At 55.6% G+C, this 20,115-nt stretch carries 16 protein-coding genes; 10 read left to right on the top strand and 6 right to left on the bottom strand.

What is annotated here, in order from left to right:
• Positions 1-23: 23 nt before the first annotated feature.
• The 5 genes from ACXADJ_RS08965 (at position 24) to rluB (ending at position 4,614) form a co-directional block, all read left to right on the top strand.
• Positions 24-647 (top strand): L-threonylcarbamoyladenylate synthase, encoded by a 624-nt coding sequence (locus tag ACXADJ_RS08965; RefSeq protein WP_475064935.1) that lies wholly within the window; start codon positions 24-26, stop codon positions 645-647.
• 174 nt (positions 648-821) lie between these two features.
• Positions 822-1,886, top strand: coding sequence for a tryptophan--tRNA ligase (locus ACXADJ_RS08960; RefSeq protein ID WP_475064933.1), 1,065 nt, complete (start codon positions 822-824; stop codon positions 1,884-1,886).
• 49 nt (positions 1,887-1,935) lie between these two features.
• Entirely contained in the window at positions 1,936-2,811 is an 876-nt protein-coding gene (locus ACXADJ_RS08955) for a segregation and condensation protein A (protein ID WP_475064931.1), read from the top strand.
• Positions 2,801-3,775, top strand: a complete 975-nt coding sequence (scpB, locus tag ACXADJ_RS08950; RefSeq protein WP_475064929.1) for an SMC-Scp complex subunit ScpB — start codon at positions 2,801-2,803, stop codon at positions 3,773-3,775. Before ACXADJ_RS08955 ends, scpB begins: the two co-directional genes overlap by 11 nt.
• Positions 3,772-4,614 (top strand): 23S rRNA pseudouridine(2605) synthase RluB, encoded by an 843-nt coding sequence (gene rluB, locus ACXADJ_RS08945; RefSeq protein WP_028292727.1) that lies wholly within the window; start codon positions 3,772-3,774, stop codon positions 4,612-4,614. The genes scpB and rluB overlap by 4 nt, the downstream gene beginning before the upstream one ends.
• A 74-nt stretch (positions 4,615-4,688) precedes the next feature.
• Here the strand turns inward: rluB and ACXADJ_RS08940 are convergent, their stop codons facing one another.
• From ACXADJ_RS08940 to ACXADJ_RS08915, 6 genes are all read right to left on the bottom strand, one after another.
• Entirely contained in the window at positions 4,689-5,540 is an 852-nt protein-coding gene (locus ACXADJ_RS08940; RefSeq protein WP_475064927.1) for a GGDEF domain-containing protein, read from the bottom strand.
• 431 nt (positions 5,541-5,971) lie between these two features.
• Positions 5,972-6,727, bottom strand: coding sequence for a substrate-binding periplasmic protein (locus tag ACXADJ_RS08935; RefSeq protein ID WP_475064925.1), 756 nt, complete (start codon positions 6,725-6,727; stop codon positions 5,972-5,974).
• A 922-nt stretch (positions 6,728-7,649) separates the two neighbouring features.
• A complete protein-coding gene (locus ACXADJ_RS08930; protein WP_475064922.1) occupies positions 7,650-8,426 on the bottom strand; it encodes a YciK family oxidoreductase in 777 nt (258 codons plus the stop codon).
• Between the two features lie 96 nt (positions 8,427-8,522).
• Complete coding sequence (locus tag ACXADJ_RS08925; protein WP_475064919.1) at positions 8,523-9,194, bottom strand: HAD family hydrolase; 672 nt, start codon at positions 9,192-9,194, stop codon at positions 8,523-8,525.
• Positions 9,195-9,198: 4 nt separating this feature from the next.
• Positions 9,199-9,933, bottom strand: a complete 735-nt coding sequence (gene ubiG, locus ACXADJ_RS08920) for a bifunctional 2-polyprenyl-6-hydroxyphenol methylase/3-demethylubiquinol 3-O-methyltransferase UbiG (RefSeq protein ID WP_475064917.1) — start codon at positions 9,931-9,933, stop codon at positions 9,199-9,201.
• 53 nt (positions 9,934-9,986) lie between these two features.
• Positions 9,987-11,291 carry a TRZ/ATZ family hydrolase gene (locus ACXADJ_RS08915; RefSeq protein ID WP_475064914.1) on the bottom strand — a complete coding sequence of 435 codons (1,305 nt, stop codon included), beginning with the start codon at positions 11,289-11,291 and terminating at the stop codon, positions 9,987-9,989.
• A 395-nt stretch (positions 11,292-11,686) separates the two neighbouring features.
• Here ACXADJ_RS08915 and gyrA point away from each other — a divergent pair, with 395 nt between their 5' ends.
• The 5 genes from gyrA to ACXADJ_RS08890 all read left to right on the top strand — a co-directional run bounded on the left by gyrA (position 11,687) and on the right by ACXADJ_RS08890 (position 20,113).
• On the top strand, positions 11,687-14,356 hold the full coding sequence (gene gyrA / locus ACXADJ_RS08910; protein WP_475064912.1) for a DNA gyrase subunit A: 2,670 nt from the start codon (positions 11,687-11,689) through the stop codon (positions 14,354-14,356).
• Between the two features lie 35 nt (positions 14,357-14,391).
• Complete coding sequence (serC, locus tag ACXADJ_RS08905) at positions 14,392-15,474, top strand: 3-phosphoserine/phosphohydroxythreonine transaminase (protein WP_475064910.1); 1,083 nt, start codon at positions 14,392-14,394, stop codon at positions 15,472-15,474.
• Positions 15,475-15,563: 89 nt separating this feature from the next.
• Entirely contained in the window at positions 15,564-16,655 is a 1,092-nt protein-coding gene (gene pheA / locus ACXADJ_RS08900; protein WP_028292718.1) for a prephenate dehydratase, read from the top strand.
• Between the two features lie 90 nt (positions 16,656-16,745).
• Positions 16,746-17,858: a histidinol-phosphate transaminase gene (gene hisC, locus ACXADJ_RS08895; protein ID WP_475064908.1), complete on the top strand. Its 1,113-nt coding sequence runs from the start codon at positions 16,746-16,748 to the stop codon at positions 17,856-17,858.
• Complete coding sequence (locus ACXADJ_RS08890) at positions 17,855-20,113, top strand: bifunctional prephenate dehydrogenase/3-phosphoshikimate 1-carboxyvinyltransferase (RefSeq protein ID WP_475064905.1); 2,259 nt, start codon at positions 17,855-17,857, stop codon at positions 20,111-20,113. The genes hisC and ACXADJ_RS08890 overlap by 4 nt, the downstream gene beginning before the upstream one ends.
• Positions 20,114-20,115: the final 2 nt, after the last annotated feature.

Below are 20,115 nucleotides of genomic sequence, written 5' to 3'. Positions count from 1 at the left end.
ATTATTATTTTCAAGGAGCTCCTGTGAGCCAATTTTTCCAGATTCATCCGGACAATCCCCAGGCGCGACTGGTAAAACAAGCCGCCGATTTACTGCGCAACGGTGCGGTCGCGGTGATCCCGACCGACTGCTCCTACGCGCTGGCCTGTCGTATTGGTGATAAAAAAGCCACTGAAACCATTCAGCGCATTCGCCAGCTCGACCAGAAACACAACTTCACCCTGCTGTGCCGCGACTTCTCGGAACTGTCGACCTTTGCCAAGGTAGAAAACAGCTTCTTTCGGGTTCTGAAGGCCCATACCCCAGGCGCTTTCACCTTTATTCTGCCGGCCACCCGTGAAGTGCCACGCCTGTTGATGCATCCGAAGAAACGCACCATCGGTATTCGTGTGCCAGACAACGCCATTGCCATGGCCCTGCTGGAAGAAATGGGTGAGCCGCTGATGACCAGCTCGCTGATCATGCCGGGCGATGAACTGCCACTGTCTGACCCGTACGATATTCGCCAGACGCTGGAGCACCAGCTCGATCTGGTGATCGATGGCGGTTACTGCGGCTTTGAGGCCACCACCGTGATCGATATGACCGAAGAAGCCCCGCAACTGATCCGTCAGGGTGTGGGTGATGCGTCCGACATCGTTGGCTGAAGCCGACGCTGCGGTTCTGGGTGTGAATGACTGTATTCGCACCCGCTGACGCACGAATATCCCCTTGGCCACGGTCGTTGATGCGGTTGTGGCCGCTGATTGCCCGCTCAGGCTGTCAGTGTCCGGCAAAAGCGGTATCATGCCGGTTTTGCCGTTTTCCAGTCTGGACACCTTATGACACAAGAACACGCTTCTGCTGAATCCAACGCGTCATCCAAAAAAGCGCCAAAGCGCGTATTGACCGGTATCACTACCTCCGGCACCCCGCATCTGGGTAACTACGTGGGTGCTATTCGCCCGGCGATTCAGGCCAATCAGGAGGCTGACAGCGAATCCTTCTTTTTTCTGGCCGACTACCATGCCCTGATCAAGTGTCAGGACCCGGCAGCGGTCGCCCAATCGACCAAGGAAATTGCCACTACGTGGCTGGCCCTGGGTCTGGATACCAGCAAGGCTGTGTTCTACCGTCAGTCGGATGTTCCGCAAATCACCGAACTGGCGTGGATGATGAATTGTGTCTGTGCCAAGGGTTTGATGAACCGCGCCCACGCTTACAAAGCGTCGGTGGATGCCAACCTCGCCGAAGGTGAAGATGCCGACAAGGCGATTACCATGGGTCTGTTCAGCTACCCGGTACTGATGGCGGCCGACATTCTGATGTTCAACGCGACCCACGTACCTGTCGGTAAGGACCAGATCCAGCACGTCGAAATGGCCCGTGATATGGCGCAGCGTTTTAACCATCTGTATGCCAGCAAGAAGCAGCCGATAATGACGCTGCCAGACTACGTGGTCGACGACAACGTTGCCGTTCTGCAAGGTCTGGACGGTCGTAAGATGAGCAAGAGCTACGGCAACACCATTCCGCTGTTCCTCGGCGAAAAGCAGCTCAAGAAGCACATCAACAAGATCAAAACCAACCTGTTGGAGCCGGGCGAGCCAAAAGATCCGGATACCTCCGCGGTATTCCAGATCTGGAAAGCCTTCGCTTCCGAACAACAAGTCGCGGATATGCGTCAGGCCTTTGCCGATGGTATCGCCTGGGGCGAAGCCAAGAAGCAACTGTTTGAACTGGTGAACGGCGAGTTGGCCGAAGCCCGTGAGCGCTACAACGACCTGATGGACAAGCCGCAGGAAGTTGAAGAGCAGCTGCAAGCCGGTGCCGAACGCGCCCGCGCAGTCGCCAAACCGATGATTGAACGCGTGCGTGAAGCCGTTGGCATTCGTGGTCTGGTGTAAGCGTGCAGCAGCCTGAGCTCACCTTCGTGTTTGTGACGCTGATTCCGGTATGACGGAAGCGGCCGATACCGACACCGAGCGCGAACCGCTGGCCCCGCAGGGGGAAATGCCGTTCGCGCTGGTTCAGGGGCAGCCGATGACTCAGCTGCCACTGGACCTGTACATTCCGCCCGATGCGCTGGAAGTGATTCTGGAGCAGTTTGAAGGGCCTCTGGATCTGCTGCTGTATCTGATCCGCAAGCAGAACCTCGATATTCTTGACGTTAACGTCTCTGAAATTGTCGATCAGTACATCCAGTACATCGATATGATGCAGGCATTGCAGCTGGAACTGGCCGGAGAATATCTGGTGATGGCCGCGATGCTGGCAGAGATCAAAAGCCGAGTGCTGTTGCCGCGCAACAAGGAAGCCAGCGAAGACGAGGAAGAAGATCCGCGTGCAGAGCTGATTCGTCGTTTGCAGGAATACGAGCGCTTCAAAACCGCCGCAGAAGATCTCGACAGTTTGCCGCGAATGGAGCGTGATACCTTGCAAACCCGTTTGCAGGTTGAAAACCGGGTCGTTAATCGGGTCCATCCTGACGTCGATATGCGCGAGCTGATGTTGGCCTATGCCTCGATTCTGCGACGTGCCGAGCGCAGCGAGCACCACGAGATTCAGCGCGAACAGCTGTCCACCCGCGAGCGTATGTCGCAAGTACTGGAACGCATGCGAGGCTCAGAATTCGTGGCATTCACCACCTTGTTCGAGCCAGAAGAAGGCAAGCTGGGTGTGGTTGTCACGTTTTTGGCGGTGCTGGAGCTGGTGAAAGAAAAACTGATTGAACTGGTTCAGCAACAGCTGTTTGGGCCAATTCATGTACGAATGAAATCTGCACCGCTGGCGGCGCATGGAGACGAGGAGGTGCTCTACCATGACGACTGATCATTCCGGCGCCCCGTCCTCCGGTCGTCAGCGCGGCTGCGAATTGACCACTCGCGAACTCGCCGGTGTGCTCGAAGCCGCCATGTTGGCGCACGGTGCCACCCTGTCGTTGGATCGGATGGCGTCGTTGTTTGACGAAGACCGACGGCCGCTTAACAGTGAACTGCGAGCAGCGCTCGAAGAGCTGGCGGTGCAGTTGGAAGGCCGCGGTGTGGAATTGAAAAAAGTGGCCAGTGGCTACCGTTTGCAAGTGCGCGAGCACACCATGCCGTGGGTCAGTCGGTTGTGGGAAGAACGCCCGCCGCGATATTCCCGTGCGTTACTGGAGACTCTGGTACTGATCGCCTATCGTCAACCGGTAACCCGTGGCGATATTGAAGACGTCCGCGGGGTGGTGGTCAGCAGTAATATCATCAAAACCCTGCTGGAGCGGGAATGGGTCAAGGTGGTTGGCCATCGTGATGTACCGGGGCGTCCGGCGCTTTACGCCACCACCAATGAGTTTCTGGATTATTTTGGCCTCAGTGGGCTGGATCAGCTGCCGAGTCTGATGGAAATTCGTGACCTGGACGACGCCAACCGGCGGCTTGAACTCGGTGATGATGCCGAGGCCAAGCGACCACCGTCAGAAAACTACGACTTTGACAGTGACGAGGATGTCGCACAGCGCGGCGCCGACGTGCTGGATGCCACGGCGGAAGATCTGGCCGAGGCAGAACAACTGGTTGCCCGGGTTGAACACAACCTGTTTGGTGACAAGGATGAAGGCGCAGAGGGCGAAGCCGCTGCTGCCAGCAAGGGACGCACACCTCTGCGCCAGGGTTCGACATCCGCTGGTCAGAAAAATATGGGTGATCTGCTGAGCCGATTCGAATCGCAAGATCGACAAACGGCTCAACCAACACATCAGGCAGACGCTGAAGTAACCGACAGCGCTGCCAAACAGCAAGATAGCGAAGAATGAAAGAACGAGTTCAGAAAATATTGGCGGTGACTGCGGTCGCGCCTTCCCGCCGTGAGGCGGAACGTTGGATCGCCGAAGGTCGGGTTACTGTTAACGGTGAAAAAGCCGTGTTGGGTGACCGGGCTGATCGACATGACGAAATCCGCGTCGATGGCCGCGTTGTCAAAATGGACGATGTTGGCCGTGTTTGCCGGGTGCTGGCTTACAACAAGCCGGTGGGCGAAGTGTGTTCACGGGTTGACCCTGAGGGTCGACCAACCGTATTTGACCACCTGCCAAAAACCAAGGGCGAGCGCTGGATTAACGTCGGTCGACTGGATATCAACACCAGTGGCCTGTTGCTGTTCACCACCGACGGTGAGCTGGCTAACAAACTGATGCACCCTTCAACAGGCGTCGACCGTGAATACGCGGTTCGCGTTCGTGGCGACGTCGACGAGCCAATGATTGAGCGCTTGAAAGAAGGCGTGTTGCTGGAAGACGGCATGGCGCGTTTTACCGACGTCAAGTTCTTCGACGGTGAAGGTGCCAACAAGTGGTACCACTGTGTGGTTATGGAAGGTCGTAACCGCGAAGTGCGTCGTCTGTGGGAAAGCCAGGAAGTTGAAGTGAGCCGCCTGAAGCGGGTTCGCTATGGCTGTATTTTCCTGCCGTCCAGTATTCCGGTTGGTACCTGGGTGGAGCTGGGCCAGCGTGAAGTAAACGACCTGCGGGATATGGTCGATATGGAGCGCAAGAAAATTCGTCGCCTGATCGGCAAGGAAAAAGTGCGCTTCCAGCGTGAGCAAAAGCGCCAGAAAGTACGTCAGCACGCAAACACCAAGCCGCGTTCCAAATAACGCCAGTGCTGACGACATCAATAAAAAACCGGGAATCTCCCGGTTTTTTTATGGCCGTTTATCGGTATCAATCGTTAGCGCATGGCCGTTTCGGCCTGATCCAATTCCTGGTCGCCAATCACCTGGTTGCGACCAGCCCCTTTGGCGGTATAAAGCGCCAGATCAGCCCGATTGATCAGGCTGGTCCGGGAGTCGCTGGGTTGCAGGCTGGCAACGCCAACACTGGCCGTCACCTTGACCCGCTCAGCCGTCTCCATAACCTGTACCTGAATGGCACTTATCGAGCGACGAATGCGCTCCGCTACTATCATGGCGTCATCGTGGGCGGCATTGGTCAGCAATACCAGAAATTCTTCACCGCCATAGCGGAAGCAGAGGTCGGTTTGGCGGATGCATTTCATGATTTCGTCGACGGCTTGCTTCAATACGGCATCGCCCATGCTGTGGCCATAGCTGTCGTTGATTCTTTTGAAGTGGTCCAGGTCAATCATCAGCAGTGAAACGTCCTGATCGTGGCGATGGCAAAGCTCCACTTCGCGGTCTATGGTGCGATCCAAAGCGACCCGGTTGCCGACTCCAGTGAGAGGGTCCCGGAACGACGCATCAAGGGCTTCCCGATAACGCAAGGCATTGCGCAGCGGGTACAGCAGTGTACTCAACAAACCTTCGATGTTGGCCAGCTCGTACTCACGAAAACGACTGGAGCGAAAAAACACCAGTTCGCCGATGCCTTCGCCGTGAGTCTTGAGGTCGTAACTGACGCTGTGGGCGCAGGTCTTGCCCTGGGAAACCACCGTATTGAGCTTGCGGCAGCGATAGCTGATGCCGTCGACCAGAACCGTGTCTTGAATGTCTTTGAAGAATATTTCAATCAATTGTGGCAGCTCCAGGGTGGTCTGAAGCTTGCCGGTCAATCGAAAGAGCACATCTGGGCGAATATCCGGCTTGAGCGCAATCTCACCGAATGTCGCGATATTCTTATCGTCTCTTAATTCTGCCTGGCCGATGCTTTGAAATGGAGTCACCCTGCCACCTCTTTACCGTTTTGAAATACGTTCCAGAGATTAGCGATTTCCATGCCAATACCGATTTTCAGGAATTAGTTCTTTAAAATCAGTGGCTTGACGATGATTTACATTGGTGGAAGGCAAGTTTTGTCGCTCTGGCGGCAATGGTTGCCGGTGTGGCCTCGCGGATTTCTGGCGTTTTGGTGGTAGGAAATCGTTGGAAAGCTGACGTTTTGACGCCGCGCATGGGTCGATGTTAAGGAGTCATTTTCAGCGTTCAATAAAACAACAGCCCGCGCTGCAAGGCAGGGCGGGCTGTTGTTATCTGGCAATGGAACGCTGCGAAGGCATTACATGCCGTAGGCTTGTTCCAGAGCCTGCAGTTCACCAGAGCTGCGCATGGCGTCCAGCGTGGCTTGCAGCTTGTTGACAATGCTTGGGTCTGTTTCCGGATTAATGGCGAGGTAGACCGGGTTAACGCTGTATACCAGAACGTTCTTGATGGCACCCATGTCGGTCAGGTCAGCCGCCAGGTAAGGACCGGCCAGAGCGTCAGAGATCCACAGGTCGATGGTACCCAGTTGCAGGCGCTTGGGGTTTTCAGTGTCGCTTGGGGCGACGTTAACGTTAAAGCCGCGCTTGATCAGGTGATCGGCGTAGTAGTCGCCCTTATAGCCACCAATACGGTAACGACGGGCATCTTCCAGACTTTTCAGTTCGATGGTGCTGCCCGGGCGGGCAAACAGAGCGCCGCGCATTTCAGTTACAGGGCCAACCCACTGGTACATAGGTTCGCGTTCTGCGGTACGGACGGCACAGAACAGGCCATGATCCTTGCGACGTTGAACGCGTTGCTGGCCATAGGACCAGTTACGCAAACGCATTTGATAGTCGACCCCTGCTTTTTTAAACAGGGCTTTCATAATACTTGGGCACAGGCCATCAATTTCATCGCCGCTGTGTGCGAATGGCTGGCCAGTCGTAGTCATGCTGTAGGGCGGGTACTGTTCCGTGAACAGGCTGAGAGAAGTGTCTGCTGTTGAAGTTTGAACATTTACTGACAGGGCTACGGTGGCAATAGCCAGCAACCGGGAAAGTTTGATCATCTTGCCGTTCTCGTTGTTCTGGTTTTTTTGTGATGCTTCCAAATGCAGAGCTGCTCTCCCTGCGTGTCAGGGACCCTCTGAATAACCCGGAATGAGTGCAGAGCTATTCAGAGACTTCCTGACGATTACTTTACGTAATTTTTGTAGGTTTATTGTTAATAAATGAGCAGATTGTCGAGAATAGTCACATATGCAACATAAAAAATCTCGTTTTTGGGACTTAAACATCTGATTTATTAAGAGAATTCTTTAATAAATAGTTTCTCGATGAACTATTTCCCCGAGTTCATTATTCGGTTTCCCCTGCTAAAAACGTTTCATTTTGGGTCTGAGGTAGTAAATCCAAACCGAAAACTCACTCGTAAGTATGACAAGAGAAATTGAGTGGTTTTTATGGCTCATATATGGATTGTCCGCTCTGTTCTGTGAGCTTGGGTGTTAGAAGCGTGGTTGTGATCCTTACTATATCCCAGCGCACAGAATGCCAAAAAAAAATACAAACGCGGTTGGCTCGAAATGACCGCTGCCGGCTGGCTTTTGCAGCGCTTTATGGTTTGCCGTTTATCTGTGGCTGTTTATGTTTATACATCGAGAGCAGGGGGCGAGCAGAGCCGAAACCCTAAAGTGCACTTCGGGGTTTCTGTCAAGTGGGGACATCTATTTAATCCTGCACGGCTCTGCGCGAGTGTTGCCGTTGTTCAGTGTAAGGCGACGAATGCAGCGAAATGACGAGTCCTTTTCAAGTTCGTCAACACCGCACTGGGCGGCGGCAACCCGCGCCCTGCGGGGGCTGCCGGATGATCTCGACTCTGTGTCGCCGACTTTTGACTTGACCCGTCAGGCCTGCAACTCGGCTTCGTGATTCGAAACCATCCGGCAGCCCAGAGCGAGCACCGGATTAAATAGATGTCCCCAAGTGGTGTCAGACAGGCACAACAAACGCCTGTTCGCCCTGGGCGTTGAGGCTTTGGCCATTGATGGCTTTGGAAGCCGGGCTCATCAGGTACAAATACAGCGGCATGATGTCGGCGGCTTCGGTGACGTCGGCGGGGTTTTCCAGCGGGTAGGCGGCGGCACGCATTCCTGTACGCGTTGCGCCCGGGTTAATGCAGTTCACGCGAATCTCGCTGGTGTTTTCCAATTCCTGATGCAGTACCTGCATCAGTCCTTCTGTTGCAAATTTGGAGACTGAATAAGCGCCCCAATAGGCCCGGCCTTCACGGCCTACACTGCTGGTGGTGAAAATCACCGAGGCATCGGCGTTGGTTTCGCGCAACAGCGGCAGCAGCTGTTTGATCAGCATAAACTGGCCGTTGACGTTAATTTGCATCACTTTTTGCCAGGTATCGGCGTGGTAATTGTCCAGCGGGGTGCGTTGTCCCAGTACACCCGCATTCAGCAGTACACCGTCGAGCTTGCCAAAGTGTTGGCCAATCAGTTGTGCCAGTTGCACATAGGGGTCTTCTTCCCGGGTTTCCAGATCAAATGGCAGAACGGCAGCCTGCGCCAGGTTTTCCGCTTCTATCAGGTCGTAGGTGTCGTTCAGGGCTTCCTGGGTGCGTCCCAGCAGCAATACAGTCGCGCCAGCACGAGCGTAGGTCAGGGCGGCTTCACGGCCAATGCCGTAACCGGCGCCAGTGACCAGAATGGTGCGGCCTTCCAGAGGGCGTTTGCTGTGTTCGGTTGCGTGATTGGTCATGGTGTTTTCTGATTGTTTGAGTTGGCTCAGTCGCACCGTGGCAGAAGTATGCGACTGAATTGAGCGTGGTGTTGTCCGGGCTGTTTTGGCGAGCCGTCAGGGTTGCTTGGCAGCCAGCAATTCCAGTAACTGATATGGATTATCTATGCTGGCATCTGCGCCCCATTGCGCTGGGTCATCAGCGTCTTCAATGTAGCCAAACAAGGCGGCAATGCTGTACATACCGGCGGCCTTGCCTGCTTCAATATCGCGAATGTGATCACCGACGTACCAGCAGTCGCCCGCATGGACGTTCAGTTCAGCGGCGCACTTGAACAGGCCTTCCGGGTGCGGCTTGGCTTGCGCCAGATCGTCCGCACAAATCAGGCTGGCGGTTTCAATGTTGAGCTTCTGCAACAAGGGCTCGGCAAATCGCCGCGGCTTGTTGGTGACGATGGCCCATTGAATGCCGAGGCTGTCAAGGTCGTCCAGCACCTGCTCGAACCCTTCAAAGTAGGCGCTGCCCGTAGCCAGATGCTCGCCATAGCGGTCGAGCAGACGGTTGCGGAAATCCATGAACTGCGGGTGGTCGCGTTCGACCTCCCAGGTCAGTTCGGTGAGTGCCGCGCCGCCATTGCTGACCTGCTTGCGAATCACATCGTCGGCCAACACAGGCTTACCGAGTTCTTCGCGCATGCTATTCACCACGGCGAAGAAATCCGGCGCGGTGTCTACCAGGGTGCCATCAAGGTCAAACAGGATGGCGCTGGGGCAGCGAGGCGTGGTCATGGCTTCAGGCTCCGGCTTCAGCGCTGGCAGGCAGGCTGGTGGTCATCATGTAGTTAACGCTCACGTCGTTGTCATTGAGCTTGTAGGTTTTGAACAGCGGGTTGTAGGTCAAGCCGGTCATGTGCTCTGGCTGCAAGTCGGCTTCACGGGCCCAGCGGGTCATTTCGCTTGGTTTGATGAACTTGGCGTAATCGTGGGTACCAGCCGGCAGCATCTTGAGGATGTATTCGGCACCAACAATCGCGAACAGGTAGGCCTTCGGGTTGCGATTAATCGTAGAGAAGAACACTTTGCCGCCCGGTTTTACCAGAGTCGCACAGGCCTTCATGATGGACGCCGGGTCGGGAACGTGCTCAAGCATTTCCAGGCAGGTTACTACGTCGAAGCTGGCTGGCTGCTCGGCCGCCAGTTGTTCAACCGGAATGCGCTGGTAGTTGATCTTTACGCCACTTTCCAGGGCGTGCAGTTTGGCCACGTTGAGGGGGGCTTCGCCCATGTCGATGCCCATGACATCGGCACCTCGTTGAGCCATGGCTTCGCTCAGCAAGCCACCTCCACAACCTACGTCCAGCACTTTCTTGCCAGCCAGACCTGCTGCTTGATCGATGTAGTTGCAGCGCAGCGGGTTAATGTCGTGCAGTGGCTTGAACTCGCTGTCCGGGTCCCACCAGCGGCTGGCCAGGGCTTCAAACTTGGCTACTTCGGTTGGATCAACGTTCGGGGTGCTGTGTTCTGTCATATCACTATCCTGTCGTCCGCTGCCGGTTATTCAGGGCAGCGGTTTGATGGCCTTCAGCCTTGTTGAATTCGGGTTGCCCAATGTTTGGCATTGGCGGTAATGCTTGCTTCGTCCAGCTCGGTCAGCTGACCGTTGGCCAGCAGGCATTTGCCTGCCACCCAGACAAAATCGGTGTAACGGCTGCTGTCGGTGTAAACCAGCTGGGAGGCGACGTCGAACAGCGGCTGTTGCGGCATGTTCGACAGATCAATGGCTTGCAGGTCGGCCCATTTGCCAACGTCGATGGAGCCGGTCTGGCCGCCAATGCCGAGCGCCCGGGCACTGCCAATGGTAGCCATTTCCAGGGCTTGCCAGGCGGGCAGGGCTGAGGCGTCACCGGCGACGGCCTTGGCCAGCATGGCGGCGGTTTTCATCTCGCCTTGCAGATTCAGGTCGTTATTGCTGGCTGCGCCATCAGTGCCCAAACCAATGTTAACGCCAGCGGCGGCCATTTTGGCGATTGGGCTGAAGCCACTGGCCAGCTTCAGGTTGGATTCCGGGCAGTGCACAACGGATGCGCCGCTATCTTGCAGAATGCGGATATCGCTGTCGTCGATCTGGGTCATATGAACGCAGGAAACCCGCTCGTTCAGGAAACCCAGGTCCTGCAGGCGTTGGGTTGGGCGTTTACCCAGCTTGTCGATGCTGTCTTGCACCTCAAAGGCGGTTTCATGCAAGTGGATTTGCACCGGCATCTGCTTTTCATCTGCAATCACGCGAATCTGGCGCAGCGGACCATCGGATACGGTGTACGGAGCGTGAGGCCCGAGGCCCAGGGTCACCAATGGCTCGTTGCCGAAGTGGTCGTGTAGCCGCAGTGCTTTCTTTATATATTCATCGGCGTTGGCACCGAAGTTGGTCGGGAAGTCGAGAATCGGGGTAAAGCTGACGTGTCGAATGCCCGCATCCACCGATGCCTGAATGGCATCCTGTGGGAAGAAGTACATGTCGGCAAACGTGGTGGTGCCAGACTTCAGCATCTCAGCCACGGCCAGACGGGTGCCGTCATGGACAAATTCGGGATTTACCCATTTGCCTTCGGCTGGCCAGATGTGTTCCTGCAGCCAGGTCATCAGCGCCAGGTCGTCTGCCATGCCTCGAAACAGCGACATGGCGGCGTGGCCGTGGGCGTTGACGTAGCCGGGCATCAGCACGTGGTTGCCAAGATCGAGGGTTTCACTGGCTTCACGCTGACAGTCTTGCGGTTCAATCGCGTCGATCTTGCCGTCTTTCACATACACCGAAACCTGTTCCTGTACGGAACGGTCTCCCTGCATGGAGATCAGCCAGCGGGCATTGATTCGTAAATCGGCCGTCATCGGTCGTCCTCTGGTGTTGGCGCTTCATGAATGTGCAACGGACAACATTATATCAAGCGTTCGATGGCAAATTCGACCGTTACCCCACACGGGTTGCAATCTCTTTGATTGAATGAAAATTGTTCAAATTTGCCGCGCTCAGGGCCGTCAGTGACGCGTAAAGACGCCGCTGACGTTGCACTGGCATTGGGGGCCGTATTCGGTGCTTGCGGCTTGTGTCGCTTTTCTGAGGCGCTGAGAGCCGTCTGAATGGCTAATGATCCTAGGTAATTGGCGCTTTTATGATATGCTACGGGGCTTAGTTTTCGGAGGATTGGTCGGGGTTTGATCAATCCGTCCCAGCCATTGCCGCACAACGATTGTGTGGCCAGTTACAGCACGGATCCAGAGAGTCTATGGGTGAGTTAGCCAAAGAAGTTCTCCCGATTAACATCGAAGATGAACTGCAGCAGTCCTACCTTGATTACGCCATGAGCGTAATTGTCGGACGGGCACTGCCAGATGTTCGGGATGGTCTGAAACCGGTACACCGTCGTGTTTTGCACGCCATGAACGTACTTGGTAACGACTGGAACAAAGCATACAAGAAATCGGCCCGTGTGGTCGGTGACGTTATCGGTAAATACCACCCTCACGGCGACTCTGCAGTTTACGACACCATCGTGCGTATGGCGCAGGATTTCTCCATGCGTTACACACTGGTTGATGGTCAGGGTAACTTCGGTTCGATCGACGGCGACTCTGCTGCGGCGATGCGTTACACCGAAATTCGTATGGCCAAGATCAGCCACGAAATGCTGGCCGATATCGACAAGGAAACCGTTGACTGGGTGCCAAACTACGACGGCACCGAGCAGATTCCGGAAGTACTGCCTACCCGTGTTCCTAACCTGCTGGTGAACGGTTCTGCCGGTATCGCCGTGGGCATGGCGACCAATATTCCGCCGCATAACCTGAAAGAAGTTCTGACCGGTTGTCTGGCGCTGATCGACAACCCGGATATCGACATCGACGGTCTGATGGAATACATCCCGGGTCCAGACTTCCCGACCGGCGCCTTCATTAATGGCCGTGACGGTATTGTTGATGCTTACCGCACTGGCCGTGGCAAAATTTACCTGCGTGCTCGTCACCACTTTGAGGAAGACGAGAAGAACGGCAAGGTCAGCATTGTGTTCACCGAAATCCCATACATGGTGAACAAGGCCCGTCTGATTGAAAAAATCGCCGAGCTGGTAAAAGACAAGAAAATTGAAGGCATCACCGAGCTGCGTGACGAGTCCGACAAGGACGGTATGCGTATCGTGGTGGAGTTGCGTCGTGGCGAAATGCCGGAAGTGGTGCTGAACAACCTGTTCGCCCAGACCCAGCTGCAAGGCGTATTCGGTATCAACACCGTGGCACTGGTGGATGGCCAGCCAAAAACGTTGAACCTGAAACAGCTGCTGGATGCGTTCGTCAAACACCGCCGTGAAGTGGTTACCCGTCGTACCATTTACGATCTGCGCAAGGCTCGTGAACGTGGTCACTTGCTGGAAGGTCTGGCGTTGGCACTGGCCAACATTGATCCGGTGATTGAACTGATCAAGTCTTCGCCAAACGGTGCTGAAGCCAAAGAGCGTCTGATCAACACCGCCTGGAATCCGGGTGATGTGCTCGACATGCTGGAACGTGCCGGTGAAGACGCTTGTCGCCCGGACGACTTGCCGGAAGAATTCGGTTTCCGCAACGGCAAGTACTACCTATCGCCAGCTCAGGCCCAGGCAATCCTGGATCTGCGTCTGCAGAAACTGACCGGCCTTGAGCACGAAAAACTGATCGAAGAATACCAGCAGAAGCTGGAAGAAATTGCCGAGTACCTGGAAATTCTGGGTTCTCCAGAGCGTCTGATGCAGGTGATTCGTGAAGAGCTGGAAGCCATTCGTGAGGAATACGGCGACGAGCGTAAGTCCGAAATCATCGCGGTTAAACGTGACCTGAGCATGGCCGACCTGATTCCGGTTGAAGATTTGGTGCTGACCCTGTCTCACAGCGGTTACGCCAAAACCCAGCCGATCGATGCCTACCAGGCCCAGAAACGTGGCGGTAAGGGCCGCTCTGCCACGTCTGTAAAAGACGAAGACTTTATTGAACACCTGCTGGTGGTGAACAGCCACGACACCGTACTGTGCTTCACCGACGCCGGCAAGGTGTACTGGCTGACCGTTTACGATATTCCGCAAGCTTCCCGTAACGCCAAAGGCCGCCCGATTGTGAACGTGCTGGCATTGGACGAAGGCGAGCGTATTACTGCGATTCTGCCGGTTGAAGAATACACCGAAGACCAATACGTCTTTATGGCCACCGCCCGCGGTACCGTGAAGAAGACCACACTGGATCAGTTCTCCCGTCCACGTTCTACCGGCCTGATTGCCTGTGAGCTGGACGAAGGTGACTGGCTGGTGGGTGTTGATATTACCGATGGTACGCAGGACATCATGCTGCTGTCTGACGCTGGTAAAGCAGTACGCTTCAAGGAATCCGACGTGCGTGCTATGGGCCGCACCGCTCGTGGTGTTCGTGGTATCAAGTTGGCCGACGAACAGCAGGTGATCTCGCTGATTGTGCCAAAAGAAGACGGTGCAGTTCTGACCGCTTCCGAGCGTGGTTTCGGCAAGCGTACTGATGTGACTGAATTCCCGACCAAGGGCCGTGGTACCCAGGGTGTGATCGCCATGGTGACCAACGATCGCAACGGTCGCATGGTTGGCGCGGTGCAGGTATTTGACGGCGATGAAGTGATGCTGATCAGTGACCAGGGCACGTTGGTGCGTACCCGTATCAACGAAGTATCGCTGCTGGGCCGTAACACCCAGGGCGTTACCCTGATCAAGGTCGACAAAAAAGAGAAGCTGGTCGGTCTCGAGCGTATCTGTGACGCGGACGAAGACGATGAGTTGATCGACGGTGTTGTCGTTGACGGCGAGGTGGTTGAAGGTGATGCAAACGAAGCCGAGGCTTCTGATGCGACTGACGCCAGCGCCGGTGATGATACCGATACCCCAACTGAAGACGACGCCGAATAAGGCGTCGTGATTGATTGCAAGAGCATACATAAGCAATGAGCCGAGCGTATAACTTCTGTGCAGGTCCGGCGGCCCTGCCGACTGCGGTACTGGAGCGCGCCAGCGCGGAAATGGTCGACTGGCGCAATAAGGGCCTGTCGCTGATGGAGATGAGCCACCGTCACAAAGACGTTGTGGAAGTCTGCAAAAAAGCCGAACTGGACCTGCGAGAGCTGATGAACATCCCTGAAAACTACAAGGTGATGTTCATGCAAGGCGGCGCCAGCAGCCAGTTTGCAATGATTCCGCTGAACCTGGCCAACAAGTCCGGCAAAGTGGATCAGATTGTTACCGGTCAGTGGTCCAAGAAAGCCCACGCCGAAGGCAAGCGTTTTGCCGATGTGAATCTGGCAGCCACCACGGCTGATAACAACTTCACTTCTGCGCCAGCTCAGGCTGACCTGAACCTCAGTGCCGACGCTGACTACGTTCACTACTGCCCGAACGAAACCATTGGCGGTGTGGCGTTTGACTACATTCCGGAAACCGGTGATGTACCGCTGATCGCGGATTTGTCCTCAGCCATTTTGTCGGAGCCGCTGGATGTGTCGAAATTCGGCATGATCTACGCCGGTGCCCAGAAAAACATCGGCCCTGCCGGTCTGTGTGTGGTGATTGTGCGCGAAGACCTGATTGGTAACGCTCAGGCCATTACGCCAACCATGATGGACTACAAGGTCTGCGCCGATGCCGACTCCATGTACAACACGCCGCCAACCTACAGCTGGTACCTGTCTGGCCTGGTGTTTGAGTGGCTGAAAGAGCAGGGCGGTGTCGAGGCGATTGCCGAAATCAACCGTCGCAAGGCCAAGGCCCTGTACGACTTTATTGATGGTAACGACTTCTACGCCAACCCGGTGGCTGTGAACAATCGCTCGATCATGAATGTGCCGTTTACGCTGGCCGACAGCAACCTCGACAAGCTGTTTCTGCAAGAAAGCGAAGCCGCTGGCTTGCTGAACCTCGCCGGTCACCGCAGTGTGGGTGGTATGCGTGCCAGCATTTACAATGCCGTGCCAGAACAGGCCGTTACTGCACTGATCGAGTTTATGGCGGACTTTGCCCGTCGTAACGGGTAATCTCTTCGCACGACTCAACACGAAGTCTGGGCTGGTAGCGGTGGTTACCAGCCTGATTCGCATCGAACAAGAACACAGCAAGGCAAATCATGACTGAAGCCCAGGAACTGGAAAAACTCCGCCAATCCATCGACTCGATTGATCGCCAGATTCAGGAATTGATCAATCAGCGCGCCCGTTGCGCCCAGCAAGTGGCCGAGGTGAAGGAAAAATACGCTCAGCCGGGCGAGCAGGTGTTGTTTTACCGTCCCGAGCGCGAAGCCCAGGTATTGCGGAACGTAATGGCCCGTAATGAAGGTCCGATCACTGGCGAAGGCATGGCGCGTTTGTTCCGTGAAATCATGTCCCAGTGTCTGGCGTTGGAAGAGCCATTGCAGGTGGCATTCCTTGGCCCTGAAGGTACCTTTACCCAGCAGGCGGCGGTAAAGCATTTTGGTCATGCGGTTAATTGCCAGAGCAAGGTATCCATTGCCGATGTGTTCCGCGATGTGGAAAGCGGCTCTGCCAACTTTGGTGTGGTGCCGGTAGAAAACTCCACCGAAGGCGTGGTGACCCACACCCTCGACAGTTTCTTCGATTCCAATCTGAGCATCTGCGGTGAAGTGACCCTGCGCATCCATCACAACCTGATGTCACAGGGTGATGGCAGCAACATCAAACGCATTTACTCCCACTCCCAGTCGTTGGGTCAGTGCCGCCAGTGGCTGGATCAGCACTACCCGAATGCCGAGCGCATTGCCCTGAATTCCAATGCCGAAGCGGCGCTGAAGGCCAGCCAGGACCCGGAATCCGCCGCCATTGCCGGTGAAGTGGCTTCCGAGCTGTACAAGCTGAATCTGCTGCACGCCAACATTGAAGACCGTCCGGACAACACCACTCGCTTCCTGATTGTGGGTCCGAACCCGACGCTGTCCAGTGGCGAAGACAAAACCTCCATTATGGTGTCCAGCCGTAACCAGCCGGGTGCCCTGTATCAGGTGCTGGAACCGTTCCACAGTGCCGGTATCAGCCTGACGCGTATCGAAACCCGTCCGGCTCGTTCCGGAACCTGGAATTACGCCTTCTTCATTGACTTCGAAGGTCACCGTGACGATGCCAGCATCAAGACGGTACTGGAGCAATTGCAAGGTGTGGCCGCTGACTACAAATGGTTGGGCTCCTATCCGAAAGCCGTGCTGTAAGCCGTTACAGCGCGGTAAGTACCGCAGACGTAATCCTATTCAAGACCTTTACTGGCCTGATCCAGTACTGACCCGTTAAGAGAGACAGATATGAGTGTGAATTTCCTCGAGTTGGCCGTTTCCGGAGTTCAGGGGCTGCACCCTTATCAGCCGGGCAAGCCAACCGACGAGCTGGCCCGTGAACTGGGTATCAACGAAGCTGACATCGTCAAGCTGGCCAGTAACGAAAACCCACTGGGCCCATCCCCAGCCATTGAAGATGCCATCAAGGCGCAGCTGGCAGAGCTGACTCGCTACCCTGACGGTGCTGGTTTCGAGCTGAAAGCCGAGCTGTGCAAACGTTTGGGCGTGGAAATGAACCAGATCACTCTGGGTAACGGTTCCAGCGATATTCTCGATTTCATCGTCCGTGTGTTCGTTGAAAAGGGTGACAACGTCGTTGTAGCTCAGCACGCGTTTTCTATTTACGGTCTGGTCACCCGCGCCGCTGGTGGTGATGTGATAGAAGTGCCGGCCAAAAACTGGGGGCATGACCTGCCAGCCATGGCAGCGGCCATCAATGATAAAACCCGCATTGTGTTCCTGACCAACCCGAACAACCCGACCGGTACTTACAACACTCGTGAAGAGTTGGAAGCCTTTCTGAAGCGGGTTCCGGAAAACGTTGTGGTACTGCTGGACGAAGCCTACTTCGAATATGTCAACAAGGACGACTACCCATCCGGTATCGATTACCTGAACCAGTACCCGAATCTGGTGGTGTCCCGTACCTTCTCCAAGGCTTATGGCCTGGCCTCCCTGCGCGTAGGTTACGGCGTTTCCAGCCCGGAACTGGCGGATCTGATGAACCGTATTCGCCCGCCGTTCAACGTAGACTCTTTTGCACTGGCGGCTGCCAAAGCTGCTCTGTGTGATGACAGCTACCTGGCGCGCAGTGTTGAGGTGAACAACCAGGGTATGGCGCAGCTGACTGGCGCGTTTGACGAGTTGGGTCTGGAATTCATCCCGTCGGTTGGCAACTTTGTTTCGTTCAAACTGCCAGAAGCGTTTGAAGACAAGGCGGTTAACCAGGCGCTGTTACAGCTGGGTGTGATCATCCGTCCGGTGGCTAACTACGACATGCCGGGGTACATCCGTGTTTCTGTGGGTACCCAAGCTGAAAACCAGACCTTTATCGACGCATTGAAAAAGGTGCTGGCTTGAGTTCAGTAACCCCGTTTTTTGTTAACCGCATTGCTGTTATTGGCCTGGGACTGATTGGTTGTTCCTGGGTCAAGGGCTTGCGTGATCGTGGCTGTGTGGCATCGGTAGTGGGTTGTGACCGCAACCTCGATTCCATGCAGCAGGCGGTGGAGCTGGGCATTATTGACGAGTACGCCGAAACGCCGGCTGAGGCGGTTGCCAAGGCTGATCTGGTCATTGTGTCTGTGCCAATTCTGTCGGTGCGTCCGGTACTGGCTTCGATTGCTGAAGGTTTGCCAGAACACGCGGTAATTACCGACGTTGGCTCGGTGAAAGGTTCGGTGGCCCGTGATGCAGCAGCGGTGTTTGGCGAAGGCTTTGACCGGTTTGTGTTGGGCCATCCTATTGCTGGTTCTGAGCGCAGTGGCGTGAAGGCTGCCAACGGCGATTTGTTTTCCCGTCACAAGATCATTGTCACCACCGAAGATCACACCAGTGCCGATGCCCTGAAGCTGGTGATTGGTGCCTGGCAAGCCGTTGACGCCGAGGTGGAAACCATGACCGTCGACCACCATGATGAAGTGCTGGCAGCGACCAGTCACTTGCCGCACCTGCTGGCTTATTCGCTGGTGGACACACTGGCGAACAGCCATGAGAACAAGGAAATTTTCAATTACGCCGCCGGCGGCTTCCGCGACTTCACCCGAATCGCAGCCAGCAGCCCGGAAATGTGGCGTGATATTTTTACTGCCAATCGTGAGCACCTGTTGGCAACGCTGGATCTGTTTAATGCAGATCTGATCAAGCTGCGAGCGGCAATCGAGAGTGATGACCAAACCACTCTGATGGGCGTGTTGACCCGCGCCAAATCCGCTCGTGATCATTTTTCAAACATACTCGCCCGACGGGCCTTTGTGGAACCTATGAAAACCAGCTCACTTACTTACAAGGCAAATCCCTCCAAAACCATGTCGGGCACCTTCCGTGTGCCAGGCGATAAGTCGATTTCTCACCGCTCCATCATGCTGGGGTCGCTGGCTAACGGCACTACCGAAGTCAGCGGCTTCCTGGAAGGCGAAGACAGCCTGGCAACGTTGCAGGCGTTCCGCGACATGGGTGTTGTGATCGAAGGGCCGCATCGAGGTCGCGTTACGATTCACGGTGTTGGTCTGCACGGTCTGAAAGCACCGGCTAACTCTCTGTATGTCGGCAACTCAGGCACTTCCATTCGTCTGTTGGCGGGCCTGATGGCAGGTCAGAACTTCGACGTTGAAATGACCGGCGACGAATCCCTCAGCAAGCGTCCAATGGGCCGCGTGGCTGACCCGCTGCGTCTGATGGGCGCTGAAGTGGGCACGGCAGAAGGTGGTCGTCCACCGCTGAAAATTCACGGTGGCAGCAAGCTGAAGGGCATTCACTACGATCTGCCAATGGCGTCTGCTCAGGTGAAAAGCTGTGTGCTGCTGGCGGGTTTGTACGCTGAAGGCGAAACGTCCGTAACTGAACCTGCGCCAACCCGTGACCACACCGAGCGCATGCTGAAAGGTTTTGGCTACGACGTTAAGGTTGATGGCAGCACCGTGACCATCAAATCCGGTGGTGAGCTGACTGCCACCAGCATCGACGTGCCGTCCGATATTTCTTCCACGGCATTCTTTATGGTCGGTGCCTCGATTGCGCCGGGTTCTGACATTACGTTGGAGCACGTTGGTATCAACCCGACCCGTATTGGTGTGATCAATATTTTGCGTGCCATGGGCGGCAATATTGAAGTGCTGAACGAACGTGAAGTGGGCGGTGAACCAGTTGCCGATATCCGCGTGCGTTACGCTCCGCTGAAAGGTATTCACATTCCGGAAGATCAGGTGCCGCTGGCCATTGATGAATTCCCGGCGCTGTTTATCGCTGCTGCGTGTGCCGAAGGTGAAACCATCCTGACTGGCGCTGAAGAACTGCGCGTGAAAGAAAGCGACCGCATCCAGTCCATGGTTGATGGCCTGAATGCACTGGGCGTTGCTGCCAAAGGCACCCCTGACGGTGCCATCATCCCCGGCTTTGGTGCTGAAGGCAGCTTCGGTGCCGGCACGGTTGAAAGCCACGGCGACCACCGTATTGCCATGAGCTTCTCGATTGCTTCCCTGCGCGGCAGTGCGCCGATTGAAGTGCTGGACTGCGCCAACGTGGCGACGTCGTTCCCGGGCTTTGTTGAACTGGTGAACAGCGTTGGTCTGAGCGTTGAAAGCGAAGGCGATGCAGCCGAGGGCGCTGCAGAGTAATG

Source organism: Oceanobacter sp. ABM4_470 (assembly GCF_056158645.1).
This window is presented reverse-complemented; position numbering and strand designations above follow the sequence as displayed.

Coding starts and splice junctions, on each gene's coding strand:
- ACXADJ_RS08960 (WP_475064933.1), top strand. CDS start 822: ATGACACAAGAACACGCTTCTGCTGAATCCAACGCGTCATCCAAAAAA.
- ACXADJ_RS08955 (WP_475064931.1), top strand. CDS start 1,936: ATGACGGAAGCGGCCGATACCGACACCGAGCGCGAACCGCTGGCCCCG.
- scpB (WP_475064929.1), top strand. CDS start 2,801: ATGACGACTGATCATTCCGGCGCCCCGTCCTCCGGTCGTCAGCGCGGC.
- rluB (WP_028292727.1), top strand. CDS start 3,772: ATGAAAGAACGAGTTCAGAAAATATTGGCGGTGACTGCGGTCGCGCCT.
- ACXADJ_RS08935 (WP_475064925.1), bottom strand. CDS start 6,727: ATGATCAAACTTTCCCGGTTGCTGGCTATTGCCACCGTAGCCCTGTCA.
- ACXADJ_RS08930 (WP_475064922.1), bottom strand. CDS start 8,426: ATGACCAATCACGCAACCGAACACAGCAAACGCCCTCTGGAAGGCCGC.
- ACXADJ_RS08925 (WP_475064919.1), bottom strand. CDS start 9,194: ATGACCACGCCTCGCTGCCCCAGCGCCATCCTGTTTGACCTTGATGGC.
- ubiG (WP_475064917.1), bottom strand. CDS start 9,933: ATGACAGAACACAGCACCCCGAACGTTGATCCAACCGAAGTAGCCAAG.
- ACXADJ_RS08915 (WP_475064914.1), bottom strand. CDS start 11,291: ATGACGGCCGATTTACGAATCAATGCCCGCTGGCTGATCTCCATGCAG.
- gyrA (WP_475064912.1), top strand. CDS start 11,687: ATGGGTGAGTTAGCCAAAGAAGTTCTCCCGATTAACATCGAAGATGAA.
- serC (WP_475064910.1), top strand. CDS start 14,392: ATGAGCCGAGCGTATAACTTCTGTGCAGGTCCGGCGGCCCTGCCGACT.
- pheA (WP_028292718.1), top strand. CDS start 15,564: ATGACTGAAGCCCAGGAACTGGAAAAACTCCGCCAATCCATCGACTCG.
- hisC (WP_475064908.1), top strand. CDS start 16,746: ATGAGTGTGAATTTCCTCGAGTTGGCCGTTTCCGGAGTTCAGGGGCTG.